At 43.5% G+C, this 25,049-nt stretch carries 23 protein-coding genes and 2 pseudogenes; 21 read left to right on the forward strand and 4 right to left on the reverse strand.

Translation table 11 applies throughout. The features are described 5' to 3' along the window. From Aba26S_RS16715 to Aba26S_RS16770, 12 genes are all read left to right on the forward strand, one after another. The coding region (locus Aba26S_RS16715) for a 3-oxoacid CoA-transferase subunit B (protein ID WP_155770357.1) at nucleotides 1–633 on the forward strand (633 nt) is incomplete at its 5' end. A 100-nt stretch (nucleotides 634–733) separates the two neighbouring features. After that, entirely contained in the window at nucleotides 734–1,942 is a 1,209-nt protein-coding gene (gene pcaF, locus Aba26S_RS16720) for a 3-oxoadipyl-CoA thiolase (RefSeq protein ID WP_043973610.1), read from the forward strand. Between the two features lie 8 nt (nucleotides 1,943–1,950). Next, nucleotides 1,951–3,300 (forward strand): 3-carboxy-cis,cis-muconate cycloisomerase, encoded by a 1,350-nt coding sequence (gene pcaB, locus Aba26S_RS16725; RefSeq protein ID WP_043973612.1) that lies wholly within the window; start codon nucleotides 1,951–1,953, stop codon nucleotides 3,298–3,300. Between the two features lie 4 nt (nucleotides 3,301–3,304). Further along, complete coding sequence (gene pcaD, locus Aba26S_RS16730; protein WP_043973615.1) at nucleotides 3,305–4,090, forward strand: 3-oxoadipate enol-lactonase; 786 nt, start codon at nucleotides 3,305–3,307, stop codon at nucleotides 4,088–4,090. Between the two features lie 41 nt (nucleotides 4,091–4,131). After that, entirely contained in the window at nucleotides 4,132–5,484 is a 1,353-nt protein-coding gene (locus Aba26S_RS16735; protein WP_005242242.1) for an MFS transporter, read from the forward strand. A gap of 32 nt (nucleotides 5,485–5,516) precedes the next feature. Next, a complete protein-coding gene (pcaC, locus tag Aba26S_RS16740; protein WP_043973618.1) occupies nucleotides 5,517–5,930 on the forward strand; it encodes a 4-carboxymuconolactone decarboxylase in 414 nt (137 codons plus the stop codon). 10 nt (nucleotides 5,931–5,940) lie between these two features. Continuing rightward, nucleotides 5,941–6,666, forward strand: coding sequence for a protocatechuate 3,4-dioxygenase subunit beta (pcaH, locus tag Aba26S_RS16745; protein WP_004806145.1), 726 nt, complete (start codon nucleotides 5,941–5,943; stop codon nucleotides 6,664–6,666). Between the two features lie 12 nt (nucleotides 6,667–6,678). Continuing rightward, the gene (gene pcaG / locus Aba26S_RS16750) at nucleotides 6,679–7,308 is read left to right on the forward strand and encodes a protocatechuate 3,4-dioxygenase subunit alpha (protein ID WP_043973622.1); all 630 of its coding nucleotides are present in this window, start codon (nucleotides 6,679–6,681) and stop codon (nucleotides 7,306–7,308) included. 219 nt (nucleotides 7,309–7,527) lie between these two features. Then, nucleotides 7,528–8,316, forward strand: a complete 789-nt coding sequence (gene aroD / locus Aba26S_RS16755) for a type I 3-dehydroquinate dehydratase (RefSeq protein WP_227541496.1) — start codon at nucleotides 7,528–7,530, stop codon at nucleotides 8,314–8,316. A 20-nt stretch (nucleotides 8,317–8,336) separates the two neighbouring features. Then, entirely contained in the window at nucleotides 8,337–9,797 is a 1,461-nt protein-coding gene (locus tag Aba26S_RS16760; protein ID WP_043973627.1) for a nitrous oxide reductase family maturation protein NosD, read from the forward strand. Nucleotides 9,798–9,815: 18 nt separating this feature from the next. After that, entirely contained in the window at nucleotides 9,816–11,045 is a 1,230-nt protein-coding gene (locus Aba26S_RS16765) for a carbohydrate porin (RefSeq protein WP_043973629.1), read from the forward strand. Between the two features lie 16 nt (nucleotides 11,046–11,061). After that, a complete protein-coding gene (locus tag Aba26S_RS16770) occupies nucleotides 11,062–13,485 on the forward strand; it encodes a glucose/quinate/shikimate family membrane-bound PQQ-dependent dehydrogenase (RefSeq protein WP_043973631.1) in 2,424 nt (807 codons plus the stop codon). A 63-nt stretch (nucleotides 13,486–13,548) separates the two neighbouring features. On the opposite strand, the gene Aba26S_RS16775 is transcribed toward Aba26S_RS16770, so the two are convergent. After that, complete coding sequence (locus Aba26S_RS16775) at nucleotides 13,549–14,673, reverse strand: linear amide C-N hydrolase (protein WP_043973634.1); 1,125 nt, start codon at nucleotides 14,671–14,673, stop codon at nucleotides 13,549–13,551. A 346-nt stretch (nucleotides 14,674–15,019) separates the two neighbouring features. On the opposite strand from Aba26S_RS16775, the gene uraD reads away from it, so the two are divergent. The 5 genes and pseudogenes from uraD to Aba26S_RS16800 all read left to right on the forward strand — a co-directional run bounded on the left by uraD (nucleotide 15,020) and on the right by Aba26S_RS16800 (nucleotide 18,903). Then, nucleotides 15,020–15,520 carry a 2-oxo-4-hydroxy-4-carboxy-5-ureidoimidazoline decarboxylase gene (gene uraD / locus Aba26S_RS16780; protein WP_005242213.1) on the forward strand — a complete coding sequence of 167 codons (501 nt, stop codon included), beginning with the start codon at nucleotides 15,020–15,022 and terminating at the stop codon, nucleotides 15,518–15,520. After that, nucleotides 15,520–15,855 (forward strand): hydroxyisourate hydrolase, encoded by a 336-nt coding sequence (uraH, locus tag Aba26S_RS16785; RefSeq protein ID WP_043973637.1) that lies wholly within the window; start codon nucleotides 15,520–15,522, stop codon nucleotides 15,853–15,855. The genes uraD and uraH overlap by 1 nt, the downstream gene beginning before the upstream one ends. 50 nt (nucleotides 15,856–15,905) lie before the next feature. Beyond that, on the forward strand, nucleotides 15,906–17,273 hold the full coding sequence (locus Aba26S_RS16790) for a nucleobase:cation symporter-2 family protein (protein WP_043973639.1): 1,368 nt from the start codon (nucleotides 15,906–15,908) through the stop codon (nucleotides 17,271–17,273). Between the two features lie 47 nt (nucleotides 17,274–17,320). Then, nucleotides 17,321–17,512 (forward strand): annotated as a pseudogene (locus tag Aba26S_RS16795) (hypothetical protein); the annotation flags it as partial. Nucleotides 17,513–17,529: 17 nt separating this feature from the next. After that, on the forward strand, nucleotides 17,530–18,903 hold the full coding sequence (locus tag Aba26S_RS16800) for an 8-oxoguanine deaminase (protein ID WP_043973644.1): 1,374 nt from the start codon (nucleotides 17,530–17,532) through the stop codon (nucleotides 18,901–18,903). A 54-nt stretch (nucleotides 18,904–18,957) separates the two neighbouring features. Here the strand turns inward: Aba26S_RS16800 and hpxO are convergent, their stop codons facing one another. Together hpxO and Aba26S_RS16810 are read right to left on the reverse strand one after the other, a co-directional pair. After that, nucleotides 18,958–20,115: an FAD-dependent urate hydroxylase HpxO gene (gene hpxO / locus Aba26S_RS16805; RefSeq protein WP_043973646.1), complete on the reverse strand. Its 1,158-nt coding sequence runs from the start codon at nucleotides 20,113–20,115 to the stop codon at nucleotides 18,958–18,960. Nucleotides 20,116–20,588: 473 nt separating this feature from the next. Further along, on the reverse strand, nucleotides 20,589–21,302 hold the full coding sequence (locus tag Aba26S_RS16810) for a FadR/GntR family transcriptional regulator (protein WP_043973649.1): 714 nt from the start codon (nucleotides 21,300–21,302) through the stop codon (nucleotides 20,589–20,591). Between the two features lie 164 nt (nucleotides 21,303–21,466). Here Aba26S_RS16810 and alc point away from each other — a divergent pair, with 164 nt between their 5' ends. The 4 genes from alc to Aba26S_RS16830 all read left to right on the forward strand — a co-directional run bounded on the left by alc (nucleotide 21,467) and on the right by Aba26S_RS16830 (nucleotide 24,651). Further along, on the forward strand, nucleotides 21,467–22,471 hold the full coding sequence (alc, locus tag Aba26S_RS16815; protein ID WP_043973652.1) for an allantoicase: 1,005 nt from the start codon (nucleotides 21,467–21,469) through the stop codon (nucleotides 22,469–22,471). Nucleotides 22,472–22,761: 290 nt separating this feature from the next. Then, nucleotides 22,762–23,298: an ureidoglycolate lyase gene (locus Aba26S_RS16820; RefSeq protein WP_043973655.1), complete on the forward strand. Its 537-nt coding sequence runs from the start codon at nucleotides 22,762–22,764 to the stop codon at nucleotides 23,296–23,298. Nucleotides 23,299–23,558: 260 nt separating this feature from the next. Continuing rightward, nucleotides 23,559–24,047 (forward strand): hypothetical protein, encoded by a 489-nt coding sequence (locus Aba26S_RS16825; protein WP_043973663.1) that lies wholly within the window; start codon nucleotides 23,559–23,561, stop codon nucleotides 24,045–24,047. Between the two features lie 49 nt (nucleotides 24,048–24,096). After that, nucleotides 24,097–24,651, forward strand: coding sequence for a hypothetical protein (locus tag Aba26S_RS16830; protein WP_227541495.1), 555 nt, complete (start codon nucleotides 24,097–24,099; stop codon nucleotides 24,649–24,651). Between the two features lie 45 nt (nucleotides 24,652–24,696). Here the strand turns inward: Aba26S_RS16830 and Aba26S_RS16835 are convergent. Further along, nucleotides 24,697–24,915, reverse strand: a pseudogene (locus tag Aba26S_RS16835) (isopenicillin N synthase family oxygenase); the annotation flags it as partial. Nucleotides 24,916–25,049 lie beyond the last annotated feature (134 nt).

Here is a 25,049-nt window from a genome sequence, read left to right on the forward strand (position 1 = left end):
TTAAGCCGTGACCAGATTGCTGAACGTGTCGCACAAGATATTCCAGATGGTGCTTATGTCAATCTCGGTATTGGTCTGCCCACCAAGATTTCCAATTATCTTCCTGCCGATAAAGATGTATTTCTGCATTCTGAAAATGGCTTGCTGGCATTCGGTCCACCGCCTGCCAAAGGTGAAGAAGATCCTGAGTTGATCAATGCAGGTAAGGAATATGTGACCATGCTGAAGGGCGGAAGCTTTTTTCATCATGGTGATTCCTTTGCCATGATGCGCGGTGGTCATTTGGATATTGCAGTACTGGGTGCTTTCCAAGTGGCAGCCAATGGTGATCTGGCCAACTGGCATACTGGTGCAGCAGATGCCATTCCTGCGGTGGGTGGTGCGATGGATCTGGCTGTCGGTGCCAAGAAAGTATTTATCACCACCGATCACAACACCAAGCAAGGTGAGCCGAAGATTGTTGAAACTCTTTCATATCCAGCAACAGGACTGAAATGTGTTGACCGTATTTATACCGACTTGTGTGTGATTGATGTGACCACAGAAGGTTTAAAAGTGATTGAGAAAGTGGATGGTCTGAGCTTTGAGGAATTGCAAGCTTTGACGGGTGCTCAGTTGATTGATGCGACGTAAGGATAATAAATCTCCCCTAACCCCTCTTTTTAAAGAGGGGAACTCCTCCCTTTATTAAAGGGAGGTTGGGAGGGATTTTAGATAAAGGAAAATATTTAAAATGAAAAACGCTTATATCATCGATGCTATCCGTACACCATTCGGTCGTTATGCGGGCGGATTAGCCCCAGTACGTGCTGACGACTTGGGAGCGATTCCGATTCAGGCTTTGATGCAACGCAACGCAAGTGTCGATTGGCAGCAAGTCGATGATGTGATCTATGGCTGTGCCAACCAAGCGGGTGAAGACAACCGTAACGTCGGACGCATGTCAGCGTTATTAGCAGGTTTGCCTTATCAAGTACCCGCCACCACAGTGAACCGTTTATGTGGTTCATCATTAGATGCGATTGCGATGGCTGCACGTGCCATTAAAGCCAATGAAGCGGATTTAATCATTGCAGGCGGTGTGGAAAGCATGAGCCGTGCACCCTATGTGATGGGTAAATCGGATAGTGCCTTTGGCCGTAGTCAAAAGATTGAAGACACCACCATGGGCTGGCGTTTTATCAATCCAAAACTCAAAGGCATGTATGGTGTCGATAGCATGCCGCAAACGGCTGAAAACGTGGCGGAACAGTTCAACATCAATCGTGCCGATCAAGATCAGTTTGCCCTGAACAGCCAACAACGTACTGCAACGGCGCAAGCCAAAGGCTTCTTCGCCAATGAAATTGTGCCTGTGACGATTCCACAGCGTAAAGATGATGCAGTTGTGGTGGATGCGGATGAGCATCCACGTGCATCAACCACGTTAGAAGCACTAACTAAACTTAAGGGTGTGGTTAAAGCTGAAGGTACCGTCACGGCGGGTAATGCCTCTGGGATTAATGATGGTGCAGCCGCTGTATTGATTGCTTCAGATGACGCAGTGAAAAAATACCAGCTCAAAGCACGCGCCAAAATCATTGCTGCAACTACAGTTGGTGTTGAACCGCGGATTATGGGTTTTGCACCTGCACCTGCCATCAAGAAATTACTGAAACAGGCCAATCTCACTCTAGAACAAATGGACGTGATTGAACTTAACGAAGCTTTTGCAGCACAGGCTTTAGCCGTCACTCGTGATTTAGGCTTGAGTGATGATGATGCACGAATTAATCCGAATGGTGGTGCGATTGCTTTGGGTCATCCGTTGGGTGCTTCTGGTGCACGTCTAGTCACCACCGCGTTGAATCAGCTTGAACAGATCAAAGGTCAGTACGCCCTGTGTTCGATGTGTATTGGTGTTGGTCAAGGGATTGCATTGATTATTCAACGTGTTGAGTGAGGTTTGCCATGAGCCAGTTATACGCCAGCTTATTTTATCAGCCTGAAGTCACTGCCATTTTTAGTGATCAAGCTTTATTGAGTTATATGATTCAAGCCGAAGTGGCTTTAGCCAAAGCTCAGGCACAGGTCAATGTGATTCCTGCTTCAGCGGCAACGATGATTGAACAGGTCGGCCACAATGCTGTAGCAAAAATCGATATGGATGCGTTGGCTACAGCAGCAGGGCTGGCAGGTAATGTGGCGATTCCATTGGTTAAGCAATTCACTGCTTTGGTGAAACAGCAAGATGAAGATGCTTCGCGCTATGTACATTGGGGTGCGACCAGTCAAGACATGATTGATACGGCAACGATTTTACAGTGCCGTGATGCCTTGGCATTGATTGAACAGCAATTGCAACAGGCGTATCAAGTGAGCTTAAAGCAAGCCCAACAATACCGCCATCAGGTCATGATTGGACGGACTTGGTTACAGCAAGCTTTGCCGATTACTTTGGGACATAAATTTGCCCGATGGGCAGCAGCCTTGAAACGTGATCTTGATCGTCTGCAAGCAATGAAACCTCGCGTATTGACTGCACAACTCGGTGGTGCAGTAGGTTCATTGGCCTCGCTACAAGATCAAGGTTCTGCTGTGGTTCAGGCTTTTGCTGCACAACTCGATTTAACTGCTCCTGAATGCACTTGGCATGGTGAACGTGACCGTATGGTTGAGCTTGCCAGTACGCTTGCTTTGATCGTTGGAAATGTCGGCAAAATGGCAAAAGACTGGTCATTGCTGATGCAAACCGAAATCGCAGAAGTCTTCGAGCCAGCAGCAAAAGGGCGAGGTGGTTCATCGACCATGCCGCATAAGCGTAATCCTGTAGCAGCAGCCTCAATTCTTGCCGCAGCTAATCGTGTGCCTGCCTTAATGGCAAGTGTGTATCAAAGCATGGTGCAAGAACATGAACGTGCTTTGGGGGCTTGGCATGCAGAATGGTTAGCAATCCCAGAAATTTTCCAGTTATGTGCAGGTGCTTTAGAACGTAGTTGTGATGTGATTGAACATATGCAAGTCAATCCAGATGCGATGCAACGCAATCTAGAATGCACACAAGGTTTGATCATGGCCGAAGCGGTGATGATGGCACTGGCACCAAAGCTTGGACGTTTACATGCGCATCATCTGGTTGAACAGGCCTGTCAGCAAGCGATTGCCCAACAGCAGCATTTAAAAGTCATTTTGTCAGCGATGGATGAAGTCAACGCTCATTTTAATAATCAGGCTTTGGATGAGCTGTTCCAGCCCGCAACTTACCTCGGCAATATTCAGGCGCAAATTGATGCCGTACTACACGCAGCACAAGGAGAGTAAGTGCATGATCACGCATATCAATAATCGTCAAGGACATCCTCTAGCTGTTCAGGTCGAAGGTTTAAAAGATGCACCAATCATTATGTTCTCCAACTCTTTGGGAACTGACCACGGTATGTGGCAGGCGCAAGTTGCCGCATTGGCTGAACATTATCAAATTATTCGCTATGACACACGTGGGCATGGCGCGAGTGCAGTCATTGTCAATAGCACCCTGCAAAATCTGGCTGAAGATGTGGTCGATATTCTAGATGCCCTAGCCATTGAAAAAGTTCATTTCTGTGGCATTTCAATGGGCGGGATTACTGCATTGGCTTTAGCCATTCAACATCCCGAACGTTTTCAAAGTATTAGCGTGGCAAATTCAGCTGCAAAAATTGGTACTGCCGAAGCGTGGAATAGCCGTGCGGAAAGTGTTGAACAAAACGGTTTGGCTGAACTTGTAAAGACCACGCATACACGTTGGTTTAGCGAGCACTTTGATTATGCGCATGATGTTTTGGCACAAAAAACCATTCAGAGTCTCGCGTTGACACCTGCACAGGGTTATGCCAATGCATGTCGTGCTTTAGCGGATGCAGATGTTCGGGAGCAACTTGGCCAGATTCAGATTCCAACGTTAATTATTGCAGGGCAGTACGATCCTGTCACAACGGTTCAAGATGCAGAGTTTATGCACCAACTCATTGCAAGTAGTCAGCTTGAGATCTTGGCGGCGTCGCATTTATCCAATATCGAACAACCCCAAGTGTTTAATCAGGCACTGTCCAAGTTTATTCAAAACATATAACCATCAGGGTTAGCAAGGAATTCGCTTACAAGGAGGCAACTATGGCACAGGAATTTGCTGTATCAAAAAATAGTATAGATGCACAGGCATTAATTGATAATGCACCGATAAGTAAATATCAGTGGATGATCGCAATCATTTGTTTTCTCATTGTATTTGTCGATGGAATCGATACTGCGGCAATGGGCTTTATTGCACCAGCATTAACTCAGGACTGGGGCATTGACCGTTCTCAGCTTGGACCAGTGATGAGTGCAGCACTCGGTGGCATGATTATTGGAGCACTGGTGTCAGGTCCAACCGCTGATCGTTTTGGGCGCAAGATTGTTTTAACTGTTGCAATGTTGATTTTTGGTGGTTTTACCTTGGCATCTGCTTATGCTGAAAACCTGAATCAATTGGTGGTCTTACGTTTTTTAACGGGGATCGGTCTCGGGGCAGCGATGCCAAATGCAGCCACCTTGTTCTCTGAATATTGTCCAACACGGGTACGTTCGTTAATGGTGACCTGTATGTTCTGTGGCTATAACCTCGGTATGGCAACAGGGGGCTTTATCAGTAGCTGGCTGATTCCAGCATTTGGATGGCACAGCTTATTTTTATTGGGTGGCTGGACACCATTGATTCTCATGGTTCTGGTGATTTTATTTTTACCTGAATCTTATCGTTTTCTGATTATCAAAGGTCGAGATTCAGCAAAAATTCGCAAAATTTTAAATCATATTGCGTCTGAGAAAGCACAAGCAGCCGAAAGCTTTCATATCCCAGAAGAACAATCTGCTGTGGCAGAAAAGAAAAATGTATTTGGCATGCTGTTCTCCCAACAATATGCCAAAGGTACGGTTTTATTGTGGGCTACTTATTTCATGGGTTTAGTCGTGGTTTACCTGCTCACCAGTTGGTTACCAACTTTGATGCGTGAAACAGGTGCAACCATGGAGCGTGCAGCATTTATTGGTGGCTTATTCCAGTTTGGTGGGGTACTCAGTGCCTTATTCATTGGCTGGGCAATGGATCGTTTCAATCCAAACCGCATTATTTCAGGTTTCTATTTTCTCGCTGGTCTGTTTGCAATTGCGGTTGGGCAAAGCCTCAGTAATCCAACTTTATTGGCGATCTTAGTGCTCTGTGCAGGCATTGCCATTAATGGTGCGCAATCGTCTATGCCAGCCTTAAGTGCCCGTTTCTATCCAACCCAATGCCGTGCAACAGGTGTGGCATGGATGACAGGGATTGGCCGTTTCGGTGCCGTATTTGGTGCATGGATTGGTGCAGTGCTATTGGGCAATGACTGGTCTTTTACCGCCATTCTCAGCTTGCTGATGATTCCTGCTACGGCAGCGGCCATCGCAATTTTTGTTAAATCTCTCGTTGCTCATACCGATGCAACCTAAGGCTCATATTTTCAAGATGAGGAGCAACATCCATGAATGATGAACAACGTTATCAACAAGGACTAAAAGTCCGTACCGAAGTGTTGGGTGAAACACATGTCGGCCGCTCTTTAGCGAACCTCAATGATTTCAATCAGGATTTCCAGAACTTTATTAGTCGTTTTGCGTGGGGCGAAGTGTGGTCACGTGAAGGCTTACTGCGTCATACCCGTAGTTTGGTCACGATTGCTATTTTATTGGCATTAGGGCGAGAAGATGAGCTCAGAATGCATTTACGTGCTTGCTTCAACAATGGTGTCACCAAGGACGAACTAAAAGAACTGATTTTGCATAGTGCTTTATATGCGGGTTTGCCCGCAGCAAATGCAGCCATGCATATGGCCGAAGACGTCTTTAAAGAACTTGGCATCGACGTGCAGCCTATTGCAGCACAACCACAGGATTAAGGAGACAGGCATGTTAAAGCATACATTAGGGGCATACCCACAACGTAATACCGATGATCATCCGCCAGCATATACACCCGGTTATAAGACCAGTGTATTACGCTCGCCAAAGAATGCCTTGATCTCAATTAATGAAACCTTGACTGAAGTCACTTCACCACATTTTTCACCGAGTATTTTTGGTCCTAAAGATAATGACCTGATCCTGAACTATGCCAAAGAAGGCCTGCCTGTTGGTGAACGGATTATTGTGCATGGTTATGTGCGTGATCAGTTCGGTCGTCCTGTGAAAAATGCCTTATTAGAAGTGTGGCAGGCCAATGCATCAGGCCGTTATCGTCATCCAAATGACAAATTTATTGGTGCGATGGACCCTAACTTTGGGGGCTGTGGTCGTACTTTAACTGATGAAAATGGTTTTTATATTTTCCGTACCATCAAACCTGGCCCTTATCCGTGGCGCAACCGGATTAATGAATGGCGTCCCGCGCATATTCATTTCTCCCTGATTGCAGATGGTTGGGCTCAGCGACTGATTTCACAGTTCTATTTTGAAGGCGATACGCTGATTGATACTTGCCCGATTTTGAAAACTATTCCGTCGGAAGATCAGCGTCGTGCCTTGATTGCACTGGAAGATAAAAACAACTTCATCGAAGCAGATAGTCGTTGTTACCGCTTTGATATTCATCTTCGTGGTCGTCGTGCGACATATTTTGAAAATGATTTGACTTAAGGGAGACATACGATGAATGCATGGAATTTTCAGGAATTAAAGGAAACCCCATCACAAACAGGTGGTCCTTATGTGCATATCGGTTTATTACCGCAACAAGCCAATATTGAAGTATTTGAGCATAACTTTAATCACCAGTTAGTCAATGAGCAAACGCAAGGACAACGTATTCGTCTCGAAGGTCAGGTGTTTGACGGGCTGGGTTTGCCATTACGAGATGTGTTACTGGAAATCTGGCAGGCAGATGCCAATGGGGTTTATCCAAGTCAGGCCGATACCCAAGGCAAAACAGCCGATCCACATTTTCAGGGTTGGGGCCGTACAGGTGCCAATTTTGAAACAGGTTTCTGGCGCTTTAATACAGTAAAACCGGGCGCTGTTGCTGGGCGTAAAGGCTCAATTCAGGCACCGCATATCGCAGTCGCCGTTTTTGCGCGCGGCATCAATATTGGCTTACACACTCGTGTTTATTTTGAAGATGAAGTGGACGCAAATGCCAATGATCCTGTTTTAAACAGTATTGAGTGGGCTGTACGTCGCCAAACGCTGATCGCTAAACGCAGTGAAGTGGATGGTGAAGTGGTTTATCGCTTTGATATTCGTATTCAGGGTGATGATGAAACCGTATTCTTTGATATTTAGAGATTTCTTTAAATGTCTTCGTTTCTGGGATGGGCTGATCATGGAATTACTTAATTCCTGAAATTGAAAATACTCCTCACTTTTGATTTGTGAGGAGCAATCAGAAAATGAAATGAGAACTCGGCAAGACGTCGCAGAGTTGCAAAAAATTTATTAAGGACGATACCGATGAAAATGAAAACACTGGCAGCAGTAATGTTGCTTGTTAGCCCCTTATTGATGGTTCAAACAGCACAAGCGCAAGATCATCAGCAAAAGCAGCTTGAATTATCTGAACTGGCAACGCTGCCTGTCAAAACTATTGTGCCAATCACAGCCAAAACCAAAGAGCAGGCAATTGCTCAGGCAAAAGTGATTGCCGCGAATCCAGATGCTGATCTCGCGGAGTTTCGGATTGATTTACTCAATTTTGCCAATGATAGCAAGCAAGTGATTGCCTTGGGCCAAGAGCTAAAACAGATTCTGGGCGCTAAGCCGATGATTGCCACGATTCGTACTCATAACGAAGGCGGACAGCTAACCATTAGCGATGCAGATTATGGCAAGACCTATCAAGCGTATTTACAGCAGCCATTTATGGACATTCTTGATGTGGAAATGTTCCGTGATCAGCAAGTTGTGAAGAATACCGTCAAATTGGCGCATGCGAAAAAAGTGCTGATTGTGATGTCCAATCATGATTTTCAAAAAACACCACCTGAGGCCGAAATCATCCAGCGCTTACTCAAGCAGGATGAGTTAGGTGCCGATATTCTTAAAATTGCAGTGATGCCGCAAAGCAAACAGGATGTATTTACCCTCATGAATGCGACTTTAAAAGTGAGTCAGCAATCTAAAAAGCCATTGCTCACCATGTCGATGGGGAAACTCGGCACCATTTCCCGCATCGCGACGGCCAATATGGGTGGCAGTTTCAGTTTTGGCATGCTTGGCGAAGCATCTGCACCGGGGCAGATTGACGTAACTCAACTGAAACAGTTTTTAAAAACGGTTCAACCGACACAATAATTCAAAAAGGATTTGTAGACATGAAAGCAACTTATGTACGTTTAAGTACTTTAGCCATCGCTATGGCCGTTTCGGGTTGGGCAGCAGCAGAAACGTATATTGTCGATCGTTATCAAGATGATATGGATAAAGGTGCTTTACGCTGGGCAATTCAACAAGCCAACAGCAAGCCGACAGAAAGCAGCGAGATTCTGATTCAGGCAGTCGGCAAAGCCCCTTATGCCATTAAGGTGAATAGCCCATTACCTGAGATCAAAGCACCAGTAAAAATTATCGGAACGCAATGGGCAAAAACAGGGGAGTTTATTGCAGTCGATGGATCAAATTATATTAAAGGTACAGGGGTCGAAGCCTGCCCAGGTGCAGTCGAAGGACAATTCGGGACCAATGTTCGGACGACGACTTTGCCAGGCATCGTATTACGCGATATCAATGGGGTCACCATCCAAGGTTTGGAAATTCGTCATTTCTGTATTGGGATTTTGATGAATCGTGCCAGTAATAACCTGATTCAAAATAACCGTATCATGCATAACTATGGTGGCGCAGGGGTGATGTTGACAGGAGATGATGGCAAGGGTAATCCAACCGCGACCACCACCAATAACAACAAAGTATTGAACAACTATTTTCAGGACAATGGTGACGGGCTTGAACTGACCCGTGGTGCAGCATTTAACTTGGTTGCCAATAACCAGTTTATATCAACAGCCGCAAATCCTGAACCATCTCAAGGAATTGAGATTTTGTGGGGCAATGACAATGCCGTTGTGGGGAATAAATTTGAAAATTACTCAGATGGTTTACAGATCAATTGGGGTAAACGTAATTATATTGCCTATAACGAACTGGCCAATAATTCCAACGGTTTTAACCTGACTGGTGACGGCAACATTTTTGACAGCAATAAAGTACATGGCAATCGGGTGGGAATCGCGATCCGCTCTGAAAAAGATGCCAATGCCCACATTACTCTGACCAAGAATTTAATCTGGAATAACGGCAAAGATATTAAACGTTGTGAGGCGGGTGGAAGTTGTGTACCGAATCAACGTGTTGGCGCGATTATCTTTGACGTTCCAGGATTAGAGCATGCACATTTCGTCGGTTCACGTGGTCATGGGGTCAAGATTGATCCTGCCAACTTGCAAAAAACCTGCAACAAACCAGATGAGCAAGGCTGTAATGCTCAACCGAACCAGAATATTCAGGCACCGAAACTAAGCTTGTCCAAAGGACAAATTGCAGTCGAAGTCAAAGGCCAGCCGAACCAGCGTTATCAGGTCGAGTTTTTTGGCAACACATCAGTAAATTCAAATGAAGCAGAGCTTTATTTAGGTTCAGCGGTTGCTGCAACCAATGCACAAGGAACCGCAACGCTGACTTGGAAACCAACAACCCAAGTGGCTTCAGTGACAGCAACGATCACTGACCGTGTAGGTGCAACATCTGAACTCAGTTCAGCTGTAAAATTGAAATAAACGGCAAGGAGGCCGAATATGAAGTCGAATGCATTATTGCTCAAACTGAGCTGTCTGTCAGTTACTGTATGTGTTGCTCAATCTAGTTTTGCGGATCAGCCATGGTCACCAGAGCGTCAATGGCTCCTCGGCGACTGGAATGGTCAGCGTCAGCAACTGGAAAAAGAGGGCTATAAATTTAACCTGAATGTCATGAACCAAACGGCAACAGTGCTGGACGGTCTGGAACATCATCCCACCAAAAATGCCAATCAGGTGGCATTGGGCGCAAATTTTGATTTGGCTAAAATTGCAGGATTACCCAACACGACAGCCGCTCTAACTGTGACCAAACGGGATGGACGTAATATTGCAAGTAATATAGGCATGAACGGTAGTCCAACGGAAATTTATGGGCGCGGTAATATCTGGCGCTTGACGCAAGCATGGATTAAAACAGGATTTCTAGACAATACCCTGCAGTTTAAATTGGGGCGTATGGGAATGTCTGAGGACTTTAATAGCTCACACTGTAATTTTCAGAGTTTGATTTTATGTGGTGGCCAAGTGGGCAAGAGTCAGGGCGATATCTGGTATAACGGCCCTGTGAGTGGGTGGGCTGCAAATGTGAAATACCAGTTTATGCCTGAATGGACATTTGGTGTCGGCGTTTATGAAAATAATCCCGAAAATACTGAAGTGAAGGACAATGCAAATTTCAACCTGTCTACGGATCGGGCAAAAGGTGTCTTGATTCCTGTCGAGTTGGCTTGGAAAACCAATAAATTAAACGGTTTGGCGGGCGAGTATAAAGTTGGCGGTTTCTGGAGTAGTCATGACTATGATCGAGTTGATGCACAAGCAGGACAAGATCCAAAATCAGCCATCTGGCTTAATACCCAGCAACAGTTGAGCAGCAATGCCACGGATTCAAAGGGGGGGGTATATGGCGCCGTGAATCTGGTCTGGAACAATGATAAAACCGCCAATATTTCTGATACTCAGCAAATCGCCTTCTGGTACAAGGGAGCCTTGCCATCACGACCAACCGACCAGATCGGTTTTGGTGTAGGGCGTTATAAATTTAATGATCAGGTGGCAGCCAATCGCGATCGTGATGATGAGATGAATGTTGAACTGAACTATGTTTACAACTATTCCCCAGCAGTGATGTTCCGTCCCAATATCCAGTATGTTTATCAGCCAAGCGGCAATCAGTCTCGTGATAATGTCTGGGTAGCTGGTATTTCAGTTGGGCTGAATTTTTAATACAGGAGTATGCCAGATGTCTGAATCTTCAAGCTCGCATATTATACTGAAAATATGGTGCTTTATTTTGGCGCTAGTTTTGTTACTCACAGGCTTGTTTTCTACAGTCGGTGGGTTTCAACTCGCGACGTTGGGTGGATCATGGTATTTCGTGATCTCGGGTGTATTCACGCTGATCTCTGCTGTTTTTATTTTTAAGAAAAAAGCGCTGGGTGTCTGGTTATTCAGTCTGGTTTTTGCAGGAACGATTATCTGGTCATTGATCGATGCAGGGTGGGAATTCTGGCCTTTATTTTCAAGACTGATGTTCCCAGCTGGCTTATTTGCTGCGCTGATGTTTACTTTACCTGCCATTCGCCGTTATCAATTTCAGCCGAGTGCAGATCTACCTGCTTATGGTCTTGGGATATTAACGGTGATTGGCATGGTAATCGGTTTTTATCAGATGTTCCAGCCACATCCAACGGTTGCGGCCTCTGGACAGGCCTTGCCTTTGGTTCCTGTGAAAACTGATATGAAACAGAGCAACTGGCAGCATTATGGTCAAGATACAGGTGGTAGTCGTTTTGCTGCATTGGATCAGATCACACGAGACAATGTACATCAATTAAAAGAGGTCTGGCGTTTCCGTGCGGGTGATTTCACCACGGGTTCGGGAAATGGTGCAGAAGACCAAATGACACCATTACAAGTAGGCAATAAGATTTTCTTGTGTACGCCGCATAACAATATTTTTGCCTTGGAAGCGGACTCTGGTAAACAACTTTGGAAAGCCGAAGTCAACTCCAAGTCAGATGCATGGGAACGTTGTCGCGGGGTTGCGTATTTCGATTCTACCCAAGCCTTGGTTCAGCCAACCTTAGCAGGTGCGACACCTGTAAAAGCTGTCGCAAACAACACCTCATGTCTACGCCGTGTTTATACCAATACACCAGATGGTCGCCTGATTGCAGTCAATGCAGATACAGGTGAGCGTTGTAAAGACTTTGGGGTAGAAGGTACCGTTGACCTACTCAAAGGTTTGGGTGAGGGCACAACTGCACCACGTTTTGAGGTGACATCTGCACCAACCATTGCGGGGACAGTGATCGTGGTGGGGAGTCGTATTGCCGATAACTTTGCCGCCGATATGCCGGGTGGAGTGATTCGTGCATACGATGTCATTACAGGTGAATTACGTTGGGCCTTTGATCCACGTAATCCAGATCCAAACCATGTGTTAAAAGAAGGTGAAACCTATAAACGCAGTTCTGCCAATTCTTGGGCAGCGATGTCTTATGATCCGCAGATGAACACGGTATTCTTGCCAATGGGTAGCTCATCTGTGGATGTGTGGGGCGGTAATCGTCAACCTTTAGACCATAAATATAATTCTTCTGTCCTGGCTTTAGATGCGACCACAGGTCAGGAAAAGTGGGTTTATCAGACTGTTCATAATGATTTATGGGACTTTGATTTGCCAATGCAGCCTAGTCTGGTCGATTTCCCGATGAAGGATGGCAGCAACAAGCCTGCTGTGGTGATTGGCACCAAATCAGGTCAGTTCTTTGTCTTGGATCGCGTCACAGGCCAACCACTCACTAAAGTGATTGAGCAGCCAGTGAAACCTGCCGATATCAAAGGTGAGCAATACAGTCCAACTCAACCACGTTCGGTGGAAATGCCACAGATTGGCAATCAAACCTTAACCGAATCGGATATGTGGGGCGCAACGCCATTTGACCAGTTGATGTGCCGAATTAACTTTAAATCGATGCGTTATGAAGGTTTATTTACTGCGCCAGGTACGGATAAATCTTTAAGTTTTCCGGGTTCTTTGGGCGGCATGAACTGGGGCAGTATCGCCTTTGATCCAAGTCATCAGTATATGTTCGTCAATGATATGCGCTTAGGTTTATGGATTCAGCTGATTGAACAAACCCCAGAAGATTTGGCTGTTCAAGCCAATGGCGGAGAGAAAGTCAATACAGGCATGGGTGCAGTGCCGATGAAAGGCACACCTTATAAAGTCAATAAAGATCGTTTCTGGTCGAAGTTGAATATCCCATGCCAAAAACCACCTTATGGCACCATGACTGCAATTGATATGAAAACCCGTCAAATTGCTTGGCAGGTTCCAATGGGAACCGTGCAGGATACAGGGCCAATGGGCATCAAAATGGGGCTTAAAGCACCGATTGGAATGCCTACTATTGGTGGGCCAATGGCAACTCAAGGTGGCATCGTCTTCTTTGCTGCAACACAAGACTATTATTTACGTGCATTGGATTCGTCTTCGGGCAAAGAGTTATGGAAAGCGCGTTTACCTGTAGGGAGTCAAGCGACACCAATCAGCTATGTATCTCCAAAAAATGGCAAACAGTATGTGCTGATTACTGCGGGCGGTGCACGCCAGTCGCCTGATCATGGTGATTATGTGATTGCGTATAGCTTGAACTAAGCTGTTTAAACTGACTTAAAAAACGGCAATCTCTATGATTGCCATTTTTTCATTGAACTGATCTTAAGCTGTCGCTTTTAACACGGGCATCTGTACAGCATCAGAAATTACTGCAAATTGTGGTTGAGCATTTTGACCCAGTTGATAATCTGAGAAGTTAACTTGCCAGAAACCTAAGCTTGCGGTTGTTGAGATATAGAAAACCTGATTGCTGTGATCACGAACAATTTCCCATTGAGTATAGTCGCCTTTGATATTGCCACTTTGGTCAATGCATTGTTCGCGTGTGACATAGATGCCCTTAATCACATTCATTACATGGGCAATCGCAGCAGTATTACTTGGGCGTTGTGTTTGGTTTAACCAAGGAATAGAGTAATTCAGCGTGAAGGCTGTACGTAAGAATCGATCAGAAGGCAATACAGAAGAAGACAGTCCAATCGAACCCCCACCATTACCAGCTTTATTCACATTGAGACCAATGATGGTCTGGCTGTCCGTTTCAACATTGGTAACGCCCAGATAATTTTCCAAGTTGGTACGATGCCATTCAATAAACGGGGTATTGGTCATGACCCCAATATCGGTATTGTCAGTAATTGCTAATTGCCCATCACGGAATTCAAGCACCAGACTTGCGCCAGTTTTATCGTGAAACTGGAAATGAATCGGGATTAAATTTTTGAGCTCATCCGTGTGATTAAACTCGCTATGTTCAGAAAACTGTAGCGGATCCCAAAAATATAAGACTTCTCCAAGAGAAGTCGGCTGTCCTTGCTGAATGGCGTATAAATCCTGTTTTAGTGTTTCAACTGAATTGTAGTTAGAAGCCGCCCAGCCACAAATATCCAAAGCTGAAATGAGTTTGGCAGTTGGTGGTGCATCGGCTTTTTTAGGATAACGGGAAGGTGGTAACCAAAGTGCAGCTGCCGAAAATCCGTCTGTATTCATGGCATCACATAGTTTGGTATCAAGCAGATTTAAAGGGAGCTTAATCCCAATCCCCATAAAACCATATTTTGCAGTCCAGTGATAAGCTGGTGTATTCGGACTTAATGTATCAATTGCCTTTAAGGACGTTGCCAATGGAATTGCAGCCAGTTGCCAAGTAAAGGTGGCGGCAAAATCCATGGTACGTCCAGAGATACGATAGCCTGTTGCTTGAGGTAGAATAAACTCGGTACACATATTATTTTCTCTTTTGATTATTAGAATAAATCATGATTTTTGGTTTTTATTTGATCTTAAATTATTATGTAAGTGCTCTAAATATATAAGATCGTTTGAGCATTTAAAAAACTAGCAGAGGATATTTTGATAGTCAAATAGTTTTAATATAAATATAGGGTTCTATTTTTAAATATTATTTTAAATAAAAATAAATAATTAGATGCCGTATTTTCTAGTTTAAATCATTCGTACATTACAGTCAGAAAGTCGATATTGCGTGTGGGTAAGTAGAGTTGGCATATTCATTGCTTCATTTATGAGATCTGGTCAGACCAGTCAGACAATGCATTAATTTGGAGCAGTGATGCAACTCGAAACATTCAATCAGCTCGATTCAGATGCGGCCCAACGGGTCTTGCAAGGCTGTGTGCACATTCCCACTTGGATTTCCGAGCTGCTACAGCAACGTCCTTACAGCTCTAAAGCACAGCTTTATCAAACTGCGCTGGCACAAGCTCAAACCTGGCAATGGCCTGAAATCACTGCGGCTTTGGCGCAACATCCACGTATTGGCGAGAAAAAAGCAGCAGCGGTGTTGTCTGAAAAAGAACAGCAGTTTTCTCAGCAAGAACAAGGGCAGATCCAAATAGATGCAGTCCTGCAATTGGCACTTTATCAGGGCAATTTAGACTATGAGCACAAATTTGGGCATATCTATTTGATTCGTGCGGCAGGTCGTTCAGGGCAGCAGATATTGTCAGAGTTGCAACGCCGACTTAAAAATACAGCAGAACAGGAACAGGCCGAAGTGAAGCAGCAATTGGCTGAAATTGCGCTGCTTCGTTTAAATCAGGAGATTCAATAATGGCGGGTATCAGTACACATATTTTAAATGCATCACTGGGTCAGCCTGCGACAAAGGTTCTGGTGAAATTACTGCAACAAGTGGATCAGAACTATATGTTATTGGACCAACAATATACTGATGCAGATGGCCGTATTAAAACATTTAATATCGAGGTATTTGCGCAAAGCAATTATCAATTAATTTTTGAAGTTGCCGATTATTTTCAAGCTTTAAATACCGAAAGTTTTTATCCACGTGTATGTATTGATTTTAAGGTCGCTGATATTCAACAGCACTATCACGTGCCTTTATTAATCAGTCCTTTTTCATATTCAACCTATCGTGGCAGCTAAATCAACTCAAGCAATGTGGACATCATGAATTAAATTAGAGGAATTAACCCATGCAGCAAGACAACCTAGACCGTGAGGCTCACGGATCAGCAGAACATCAATATTTAGGCATGAACAAAAACCTCATTTATGGTTTGCAGCATGTCTTGACCATGTATGGCGGTATCATTGCACCGCCATTAATTATTGGTGCTGCGGCAGGCTTGCAGGCCTCTGAAATTGGACTATTGGTGGCGGCGGCATTATTTGTTGGGGGAATTGCCACCGTTTTGCAAACTGTTGGTTTTAAGCATTTCGGCGCAAAATTGCCGATTGTTCAAGGGGTCTCTTTCGCAGGTGTCGCCACCATTCTAGCCATTGTGACCACAGGCGGTGGCTTGGCCTCGGCGTTTGGTGCTGTGATTGTGGCATCGATTATTGGCCTGTTGCTCACACCATTTTTCGCAAAAATTATCCGTTTCTTTCCACCCGTGGTGACGGGTTGTGTGATTACCATGATCGGTATTTCGCTAACACCAGTGGCAATTCGCTGGATTATGGGCGGCAATCCAAAAGCTGAAAACTGGGGTGATCCAGCCAATGTTGGTTTGGCATTGATGACCTTGGCGATTGTGATTATTTTTAGTATGTTGCGGAGTCAGATCTTACGTCGGCTTGCGATTTTGATTGCCATTGTGCTGGGAACTGTACTGGCTTATTTTGCAGGATTCACTGATTTTTCCAATGTCGGTTCAGGTTCTATTTTTGCATTGCCGAGCTTTTTCCGCTTCGGTTTTCCTGTCTTTGAGTTTTCTGCCATTCTGTCCATGGTGATTGTGACATTGGTGGTGATGACGGAAACCACTGCAGATATTATTGCGATTGGTGAAATTGTTGGCAGCAAAGTCGATTCCAAACGTATTGGGGATGGTTTACGTGCAGACATGCTATCGAGTGCAATTTCACCGATCTTCGGCTCATTTATGCAAACGGCATTTGCACAGAATGTTGGACTGGTGGCGATTACTGGAATTAAAAGCCGATTTGTGGTGGCAACGGCAGGGGGAATCCTGATTGTTTTAGGTTTACTACCGATTGTCGGGCGCTTAGTCGCATCGATTCCGATGCCAGTATTAGGCGGAGCGGGGATTGTCCTGTTTGGAACGGTCGCAGCCAGTGGAATTCGCACTTTAGCAAAAGTGGATTATAACGAGCATAAGAATCTGATCATTGTCGCAACCTCATTGGGGATCGGCATGATTCCAATTGTAAACCATGAATTTTATGCGCAGTTCCCTGTTTCTGTGCAGATGTTATTACACTCTGGTATTAGTTCAACCTGTATTACAGCAATTCTACTTAACATCATTTTCAATCATCTTCCATTCACTAAAAAATCAATGCAAGTAGCCAGCTTGCCCTTGAATTCAGGGCATTGATCATCACGGATTCAGGATTGGATGTTCAAACTGAATCCTGCTTTTTATCTATTATGGATTTAAAAGAGGCAGAGAATGTTGCCAGTCAAAATCAATCTGAATACATGCTGTTTGGCATTTATAACTTCATGGGTGCTTTGAAAGGTTTTAGTGTCAGTAATTTTGCAGGGATTCAGACTTCTCCGCGTTATGACAAAAATTTCTTACAAAACCGTTTTGCACTGAGCTACAAATTTTAAAGGACGAGATAATAGTCATGATGGCCAGCTTAAATAGCCGTTCAAGAATCTGGATTAAACAACCACTCGCAATTTTTACCGCGAATCAACTCGACGCGAGTAATGGCTTGGTGATTGAAAATAATAAAATTGTCGAGGTTTTGGCAAAGGATCAGCAACCCAGTCTGCCATGTGATGACATATTCGATGCCAAAGACTTGGTGGTGATTCCTGGGTTGGTGAATAGCCACCATCATTTTTATCAAACCTTGACGCGGGCTTGGACTCCTGTGGTTAATCTACCTTTATTTCCATGGTTGGTTAATCTGTATCCGGTATGGGCACGTCTCAATCCAGAGCAGTTACATGTGGCGACCCAAGTGGCTTTGGCGGAGTTGTTATTATCGGGCTGTACCTTTGCCGCGGATCATCATTATTTATTCCCGCAACAGTTGACCGATGCGATTGATATTCAAGTCAATGCGGCGCAACAATTGGGAATGCGGGTGATGTTAACTCGTGGTTCGATGAGTCTCGGACAAGAACAGGGGGGGTTGCCGCCACAGCACACCGTACAAAGCATGGAGGTCATTTTAAGGGACAGTGAACGCTTGGTGCAGAAATATCATCAACGCGGGGATAACGGTATGGTTAATATTGCCTTGGCCCCATGCTCACCTTTTTCGGTCACACAGGAGATTATGCGAGAAAGCGCGCAACTTGCCCAAAGACTGGATGTTAGATTGCATACACACCTTGCAGAAACCTTGGATGAGGAAAGCTTCTGTCTGGAAAAGTTTGGTATGCGTACGGTAGATTATTTAGAACATGTGGGTTGGCTAAATGAACGGACTTGGCTGGCGCATGGTATTCATTTTAATGCAGATGAAATTCAGCGTTTAGGGCAGGCTGGAGTAGGGATTTGTCATTGTCCACATTCAAATATGCGCCTCGCTTCAGGGATTTGCCCAACCCTCGATTTAATGCAGGCAGGTGCCAAGGTGGGTTTGGGCGTTGATGGCTCTGCCTCTGGAGATGCTTCAAATTTAATTCTGGAAGTTCGTCAGGCCATGTATTTACAGCGTTTAAAATACGGTGCTGAACAGATTACTCCTGAGTTGGCCTTGCATTGGGGAACTCATGGTTCCGCACAGCTATTAGGGCGTGGAGAGCATTTAGGACAATTTGCACCTGATTATCAGGCCGATTTAGCCTGTTATAAGCTCGATGAATTGAAATTCTCAGGCAGTCATGACCCGATTGCAGCCTTACTCTTGTGTGGTGCCGATAAAGCGGAACATGTAATGGTTGCAGGCCAATGGCAAGTTAAACAGGGCGAGATTCAAGGGCTGGATTTAGAACAACTGAAAGCAAAACATCGTGCTGCAGCAAAAGCCTTACTGGCGGCTTAAAAAATTGTTATTGATTTAAAATGAGGGGGGCTGATAAGTGCCCCCTTTTTTAATTTAATCGAGTGGGTTGCCAATAATATTACTGATGATGCCTTGCATGATATGTGAACCTTGTTCTTGATACAGAGATTGATACCATTCTTCAGTCACTTGTGGATCTTTCATATGGGTGATATCGCAACGTTTACGTGCCCGAAGTACCATTTCTTTGGTACGATCATTGCGCTTGTTTTGATAACGTGCCAATGCATCCTCTAAACCAAAGGTGTTAATTTGTAGGGCACGGGCGAGATAAATCGCATCCTCCATGGCTTGGCAGCCGCCTTGTCCGATATCAGGCGTAGTGCTATGTGCTGCATCACCTAATAGCACCACTCGTCCCTTATAAAAATTCATAAATGGTTCAATATCGTGGATTTCGACACGATTGGTTTTTTGTGCTTCTAGACGTTCAATCAGTTTTTGTACAGGTTCACACCAGCCACTGAAATGAAATTTCAGGTCTTGCTTGTACTGCTCACGCTGATTTTCCAATCCAGCCGCTAACGGCACATCAAAGAAAAAATAGAAACGATTTTGGGCAACGGGCATCAGTGAGACACGCTTACCTTCACCGATATACGTCGTCCATTGCATGGCAGGCGCAATCGCTTCATCTATATCGACCAAACCGTTCCAATTCACATAACCGGCATAGCGGCGTTCTACCTGATAACCGAGGACAAATTTTCGGGTGAGAGAATGTGTGCCGTCTGCACCAATCAGTAAATCAGCTGTAATTTGTGAGCCATCTTGAAAATGAAGGGTAACATCATCTTGATGGCTTTCAATCTCGATCATTTTCATGCCCAGTTTGATATCTGCCAGACCAAATTGCTGCATGAGTAATTGTTGTAGATCAGCTCGGGCGACAGGGTAGGCACGTTGCCCAACTTCTTTATATAAAGGTGATAAGCTAAATTGAGTCATGGTTTGCTGGCTCAGTCCATCCACATAAGCCAGAGACTCCATTTGTCCACCAAGCGCTTGAATTTGATCGGTTAAGCCCAGATAGTTGAGGCACTTCACCCCATTTGACCAAAGTGAAATGGCTGCACCGACGGGTAAGATTTCCGCTGCTTGTTCATAGATCCTGACCTGATGACCAAATTTTTTTAAAGCGATACCAGCAGTTAAACCGCCCATACCTGCACCTACAATCGCAATATTCATCGTTCAGACCCTAAATATATAAATAAGTTTCTAAACAGTTCTAAGCGAGAAGTGTGCCAATTTTAGCAACTGGTTTTACTGGTCATACCAGATAATTTGCTTTATTAAAAAGCAAAAATAGAAAGGCTGCATGAATATGGTTCAAAGCATGGGGCAAAGTGGTGCATGAATAAAAGTTCAAGTTTTTACCTAAAACACAAGTAAGATTTTTCTTAAACGAGTGTGATTTCGAAAGGATACATATGTTTAAAACACATTATAAATAATTTGCTTCGGTAGACTTTAATACGATAGTTTTTTACCTTACTTTTGAAGAGGAAGGATTTATTCCGTAAGGAAAAAATCTTTCGCAGCTTGAGTCGCTGCTCATTAGCTGATGGTACTTCCCTGATACCACAGCTAAACAGGCGGCATCCATGCCGCCAGTCACGATAGTGAATAGATGCTTATATTCAAATTAAATAAGGGACTTTTTACACATTCTCATGTCGAGAAAAGTACACACCCGCCCGTTGTGCAGCACCAATAATATGCGCTTGCATGGCTTTTTCAGCCGCTGTTGCATCCTGATTAAATAAGGCTTGCAGAATTAACTCATGTTCTTGAATAGTCTTAAATGCCAGATTAGGTTGAACAAAAGGCAGGATCTGGCTTTTTTTAATCCATTCAGTATGCATTTTAAGTGTTTGAATAATTGATTGATTATGGCTAAGTTCAATAATGTGCTGATGAAAAGCATAATCAAATTCAGAAGCTGCCTGCCAGTTTTGTTGTTTGATTGCATTGGCAAGAGACTGGTAGTGTTGTTGCAGGGTCGACTTATCCGCTTCGGTTAAGTACTCACAGGCCAGCAGGGCACAGAAACCTTCCAGTACATAACGTAATTGATAGAAATCTTTAAGCGAAACACGGTGTTCGCCATCCCATTGTTCTGCGGCTTGGCTATGCTGTGAAATCACATAAACCCCTTTACCCGCCTTGATTTCCAATAAGCCTAAAGCGGCAAGACGGGTTAATGCCTCACGTAAAGAAGCACGACTGATTCCCAACTGGAGGGCAAGATCACGTTGCGAGGGTAAGGCAGAACCGACTACATACGTATTTTGTTGAATGCGTTGATGAATCACTTCCACCGCTTGCTCAGTCACCTGAGATGATTTTCCATTAAGCATCGCCTGTGGACTCATCAGCAACACACCTTAAATATAAAAATAAACAGTTTGATTCTACACAAAATTTATCTTTTTGTTGGCGCTCTCGATTAAAAATAGCTATATTTTTAATAACAGGTCAGACCAGTTGGACTGGATCTTGCATAATAGAATAGAAATGAAACCTTCAGGAATGATCAATGACAGTGCATGTTGCTAAAACCGTAGCTTTACCGACCCATTTGCAGGCGTTCACCAATCTTGCTGATGCCAGAATTGGTGCAACTATCGTAAGTTGTTCCGATGAGTTTTTTGCAGAAGCGGCAAGAATGTTGCAAAGCACACCCGCTCAATTCATTGAAGGAAAATATGATGACAATGGCAAATGGATGGATGGGTGGGAAACGCGACGTAAACGTGAGTCTGGTTATGATTGGTGTATTGTTCGTTTAGGCTCAACAGGGACCGTATCTGGATTTGATATTGATACCTCATTCTTTACAGGTAATTATCCAGCCTCTGCTTCTATTGAGGGCTGCTATGCACCAGATAATCAATTAGAAGGTATCACTTGGACGACGTTATTAGAAAATTCGGTTTTATCTCCAGATCAGCATCATTTTTTCGACTGCGCTGCTCAGAAAATTACCCATATTCGCATTAATATTTTCCCTGATGGCGGTATTGCACGTTTAAGAGTCTATGGTCGTGTGCTGCTCGAAAATGTCGATACAACCCAGCAGATGGATTTGATTGGTTTAAAAAATGGCGGGCGTATTGTGGCCTTTAGCGATGCGCATTTTGGGCATCCGAATAATCTGCTCAGCCCTGATCGTGGTTTAAATATGGGCGATGGTTGGGAGACCAAACGTCGCCGTGCGCCAGGTTTTGATTGGTGCATTATTGCTTTGGGACAAACAGGGCAGATTGAAAAAATTGACATCGATACCGCCTATTTTAAAGGCAATTTTCCTGCATTTTGTTCGATTCAAGCTGCTTATGTTGAAGATGCGACCGATGCACAACTTATTCCGCAGAGTATGTTCTGGCCTTTTTTATTGGAACAGCAGCCTTTGACGATGGACAATATTCATGAATATGTTGCAGAAGTGCTTCAGCATCAAAAAGTGAATTATATTCGCGTCAATATGATTCCTGATGGCGGGATTAGTCGTATTCGTTTATGGGGGAAAGTAGTTGAATAAGTTAAATTATATTATTTAGTAAGATTGTACGATCTCATAAATTGGCAGTTTATAAGCTGGTTTTTATATAGGTGTTATTTTACTTTTTAAGGATGATGAGCTGTGAAACAGCGCAAGGCAAAAATCTTTCGCAGCTTTAGCCGCTGCTCATTGGCTGATGGTACGTCCTTGATACCACAGCCAAACAGGCGGCATCCATGCCGCCAACCACGATAGTGAAATATTACTATGATTTTCATTTAGATAAGTGAGATTTTAGCTAATATTTCTTTGTATTAAAGAGAATGGCTATGCATGAAAAAAATATTGAAATTCGGCCTTTAACTCAAGACAGTTTTGCTGCTTTTGGGGATGTGATTGAAAAGAGTAACAAAGACTTTATTCCGATTAATCAGGGACTCACTGAACGCTATCATGCCTTATCTCTGGCGCAAGTGTCAGGCGATCAAGTTGCTGTAGGGATGAGCATTTTTCATAATCTATTTGCAACTCCCATTCCATTTCAGATTGAGATGTTAGAACGACATCCTTATGGTTCACAGTCTTTTATTCCATTACAGCAACAGAAATTCATTGTTGTTGTGGCGTTGCCTTTTGATCAAACGCGACCTGATGAGCAACGGATTCAAGCTTTTATCAGCAATGGGCAGCAGGGAGTTACCTACCATCAAGGGGTATGGCATCATCCTTTAATTACTTTGGAAGCAGATAGTGATTTTTTAGTTGTTGATCGTATTGGTGGTGGCAGTAATTGTGATGTCCATCATTTATCTCAACCGTGCTGGATCACTGAAGCTTTAGTACAGTCAGAGATCGTCAATTTGTAACCATTGAACCATGCTTTTATATTTTCTTTTAAATGGCCTATTTTGTTCAATAATCTAGTACATTCAGAAGCTTTTTTAGGTTCTTTCCTTGATATAATTTTATTACTTACAGGGTTTACGAAATAGAACCAGAAGATCCTCTTCAAGAGAAGTCTTATGTTCTTGAAGGCAATATGAAATCGTTTTTTAGTCAAGAGTTTTGCCTTGTTCTTATAAATCTTAATATTTCAAACATATTGAATCGATGTCGAGCGATCCTAATGAGTATTGATAAAAAGAAGTTTATTAAGGTTGCGCAAGCACATTTAACATCTATAGAACATCAATTAAACAAAGAGTTAGCCATGTTGTCTAATCGATCATGGCATGAGACAACAAAGTTCTTGCTTATAGAATACGATTCATCACAGTTTGATAGTCAATTTTCTGTGAGCTTATGGGCGATGGATGAGCGCGGTAATTCTATTAATTCTAATACACATGACTTTCTAATGGATAATACGATTGCAATTCCTGTGGAGATATATGACTACGATAATTATGCCAATGATGAAGAATGGGATGAAGTTGATCCTTGGGCAACTGCGTCAACACTGATAGAGCAATGGTTTGCTCAACAATGGAGTATTCATACATTAATAAATTTTCCCGCATATATCGGGCACCATGATAGTTACTTCAAAACTGAATTATCGAATCTCGTGCAGATAGATTGGGATGCTATTCTCAAACGTGCGCAGACCAGATAAAACTATGTTATCTACAGTTAATATATTAGTGCAATTTGTCGAAGGCCATATGGAAACGCGTTTATTCGAAGATGCTTTATACAATGATCCTGATATTGAAAAATTATTATCTGCTGAGCTAGCTCCACAATACGCACTTGCTGCCCACACGCTTTATCACTATTTGATCACTCTAAATTATCGCAATCCGATTGATGTATTGAATGCCGAATCAGTGATTGTAAAATATTTAAAAGAACAACAAGGGATGAACGTGCAAGTGTCTAGTTATAAGACTGATATGGTAAAGCTTATCGCCGCAGTTCAACCAAAGTGGTTGGAACTTGATCCAAGTTATGTACAACAACTTATGCAAGAAGCCCCAGAAAAGCTATCAAAAGATGAATTAAAAAAATGGCTACAATGCAGAATATTGGAACTCTTTCGCTATGCAAAGAGACCACCTAAATGGCTCCAAGCACCAGCTTGGCCGATGCGAGAGAAAAAACCATTAGTCTTTCTTGGGCAAATTACAATTCCAGATTATTTTCATGATGAGGCTGCTGCATACGTCTTCCACGATCCAATAACTCAACAATGCCAAACCATAGTCCAAGTATGTTGAAGGCTAGATAGGATTCGAAAATTAGTTCAAACCCTATCTAAATAATTAGTATTTTCCTTTAAAATTTGCACTAATTCTTTGTTTTAAATATCCCTTCGCTGTAATTGCTGGATATTTCTTTTGTGGGCTTTCGATCAGCACATCTTCATTGGCTTGGCAGAAGAAGGCGAGGCTATAACGTGCGCCTTGATATTCATCTGCTTCTGGATTTTTGACTCGATGGAAATTAGAAGGTAACTGATCATCACGCCAACGCATCAGTACAGTCAGAGATTGTGAATCTCTGACTGTATAAATTTTATTAAAAGAAGATATATACTTTAAAATATTGGAAGGTCGCTCATTTTAATTTAGAATTCTCAATCCTATGAATATTCGCGTATCTTTATTATTTTCTA

Origin of the sequence: Acinetobacter sp. NBRC 110496 (genome assembly GCF_000876115.1) — a bacterium.
Lineage (GTDB): Bacteria > Pseudomonadota > Gammaproteobacteria > Pseudomonadales > Moraxellaceae > Acinetobacter.

Bases quoted from the DNA above. Each gene is read 5' to 3' on its own strand.
- Aba26S_RS16760 (WP_043973627.1), top strand. From the start codon at position 8,337: ATGAAAGCAACTTATGTACGTTTAAGTACTTTAGCCATCGCTATGGCC.
- aroD (WP_227541496.1), top strand. From the start codon at position 7,528: ATGGTTCAAACAGCACAAGCGCAAGATCATCAGCAAAAGCAGCTTGAA.
- pcaC (WP_043973618.1), top strand. From the start codon at position 5,517: ATGAATGATGAACAACGTTATCAACAAGGACTAAAAGTCCGTACCGAA.
- Aba26S_RS16825 (WP_043973663.1), top strand. From the start codon at position 23,559: ATGAGTATTGATAAAAAGAAGTTTATTAAGGTTGCGCAAGCACATTTA.
- alc (WP_043973652.1), top strand. From the start codon at position 21,467: ATGACAGTGCATGTTGCTAAAACCGTAGCTTTACCGACCCATTTGCAG.
- Aba26S_RS16830 (WP_227541495.1), top strand. From the start codon at position 24,097: ATGGAAACGCGTTTATTCGAAGATGCTTTATACAATGATCCTGATATT.
- pcaF (WP_043973610.1), top strand. From the start codon at position 734: ATGAAAAACGCTTATATCATCGATGCTATCCGTACACCATTCGGTCGT.
- Aba26S_RS16790 (WP_043973639.1), top strand. From the start codon at position 15,906: ATGCAGCAAGACAACCTAGACCGTGAGGCTCACGGATCAGCAGAACAT.
- pcaB (WP_043973612.1), top strand. From the start codon at position 1,951: ATGAGCCAGTTATACGCCAGCTTATTTTATCAGCCTGAAGTCACTGCC.
- pcaD (WP_043973615.1), top strand. From the start codon at position 3,305: ATGATCACGCATATCAATAATCGTCAAGGACATCCTCTAGCTGTTCAG.
- Aba26S_RS16810 (WP_043973649.1), bottom strand. From the start codon at position 21,302: ATGAGTCCACAGGCGATGCTTAATGGAAAATCATCTCAGGTGACTGAG.
- uraD (WP_005242213.1), top strand. From the start codon at position 15,020: ATGCAACTCGAAACATTCAATCAGCTCGATTCAGATGCGGCCCAACGG.
- pcaH (WP_004806145.1), top strand. From the start codon at position 5,941: ATGTTAAAGCATACATTAGGGGCATACCCACAACGTAATACCGATGAT.
- Aba26S_RS16770 (WP_043973631.1), top strand. From the start codon at position 11,062: ATGTCTGAATCTTCAAGCTCGCATATTATACTGAAAATATGGTGCTTT.
- Aba26S_RS16765 (WP_043973629.1), top strand. From the start codon at position 9,816: ATGAAGTCGAATGCATTATTGCTCAAACTGAGCTGTCTGTCAGTTACT.
- Aba26S_RS16800 (WP_043973644.1), top strand. From the start codon at position 17,530: ATGATGGCCAGCTTAAATAGCCGTTCAAGAATCTGGATTAAACAACCA.
- Aba26S_RS16820 (WP_043973655.1), top strand. From the start codon at position 22,762: ATGCATGAAAAAAATATTGAAATTCGGCCTTTAACTCAAGACAGTTTT.
- uraH (WP_043973637.1), top strand. From the start codon at position 15,520: ATGGCGGGTATCAGTACACATATTTTAAATGCATCACTGGGTCAGCCT.
- Aba26S_RS16775 (WP_043973634.1), bottom strand. From the start codon at position 14,673: ATGTGTACCGAGTTTATTCTACCTCAAGCAACAGGCTATCGTATCTCT.
- hpxO (WP_043973646.1), bottom strand. From the start codon at position 20,115: ATGAATATTGCGATTGTAGGTGCAGGTATGGGCGGTTTAACTGCTGGT.
- pcaG (WP_043973622.1), top strand. From the start codon at position 6,679: ATGAATGCATGGAATTTTCAGGAATTAAAGGAAACCCCATCACAAACA.
- Aba26S_RS16735 (WP_005242242.1), top strand. From the start codon at position 4,132: ATGGCACAGGAATTTGCTGTATCAAAAAATAGTATAGATGCACAGGCA.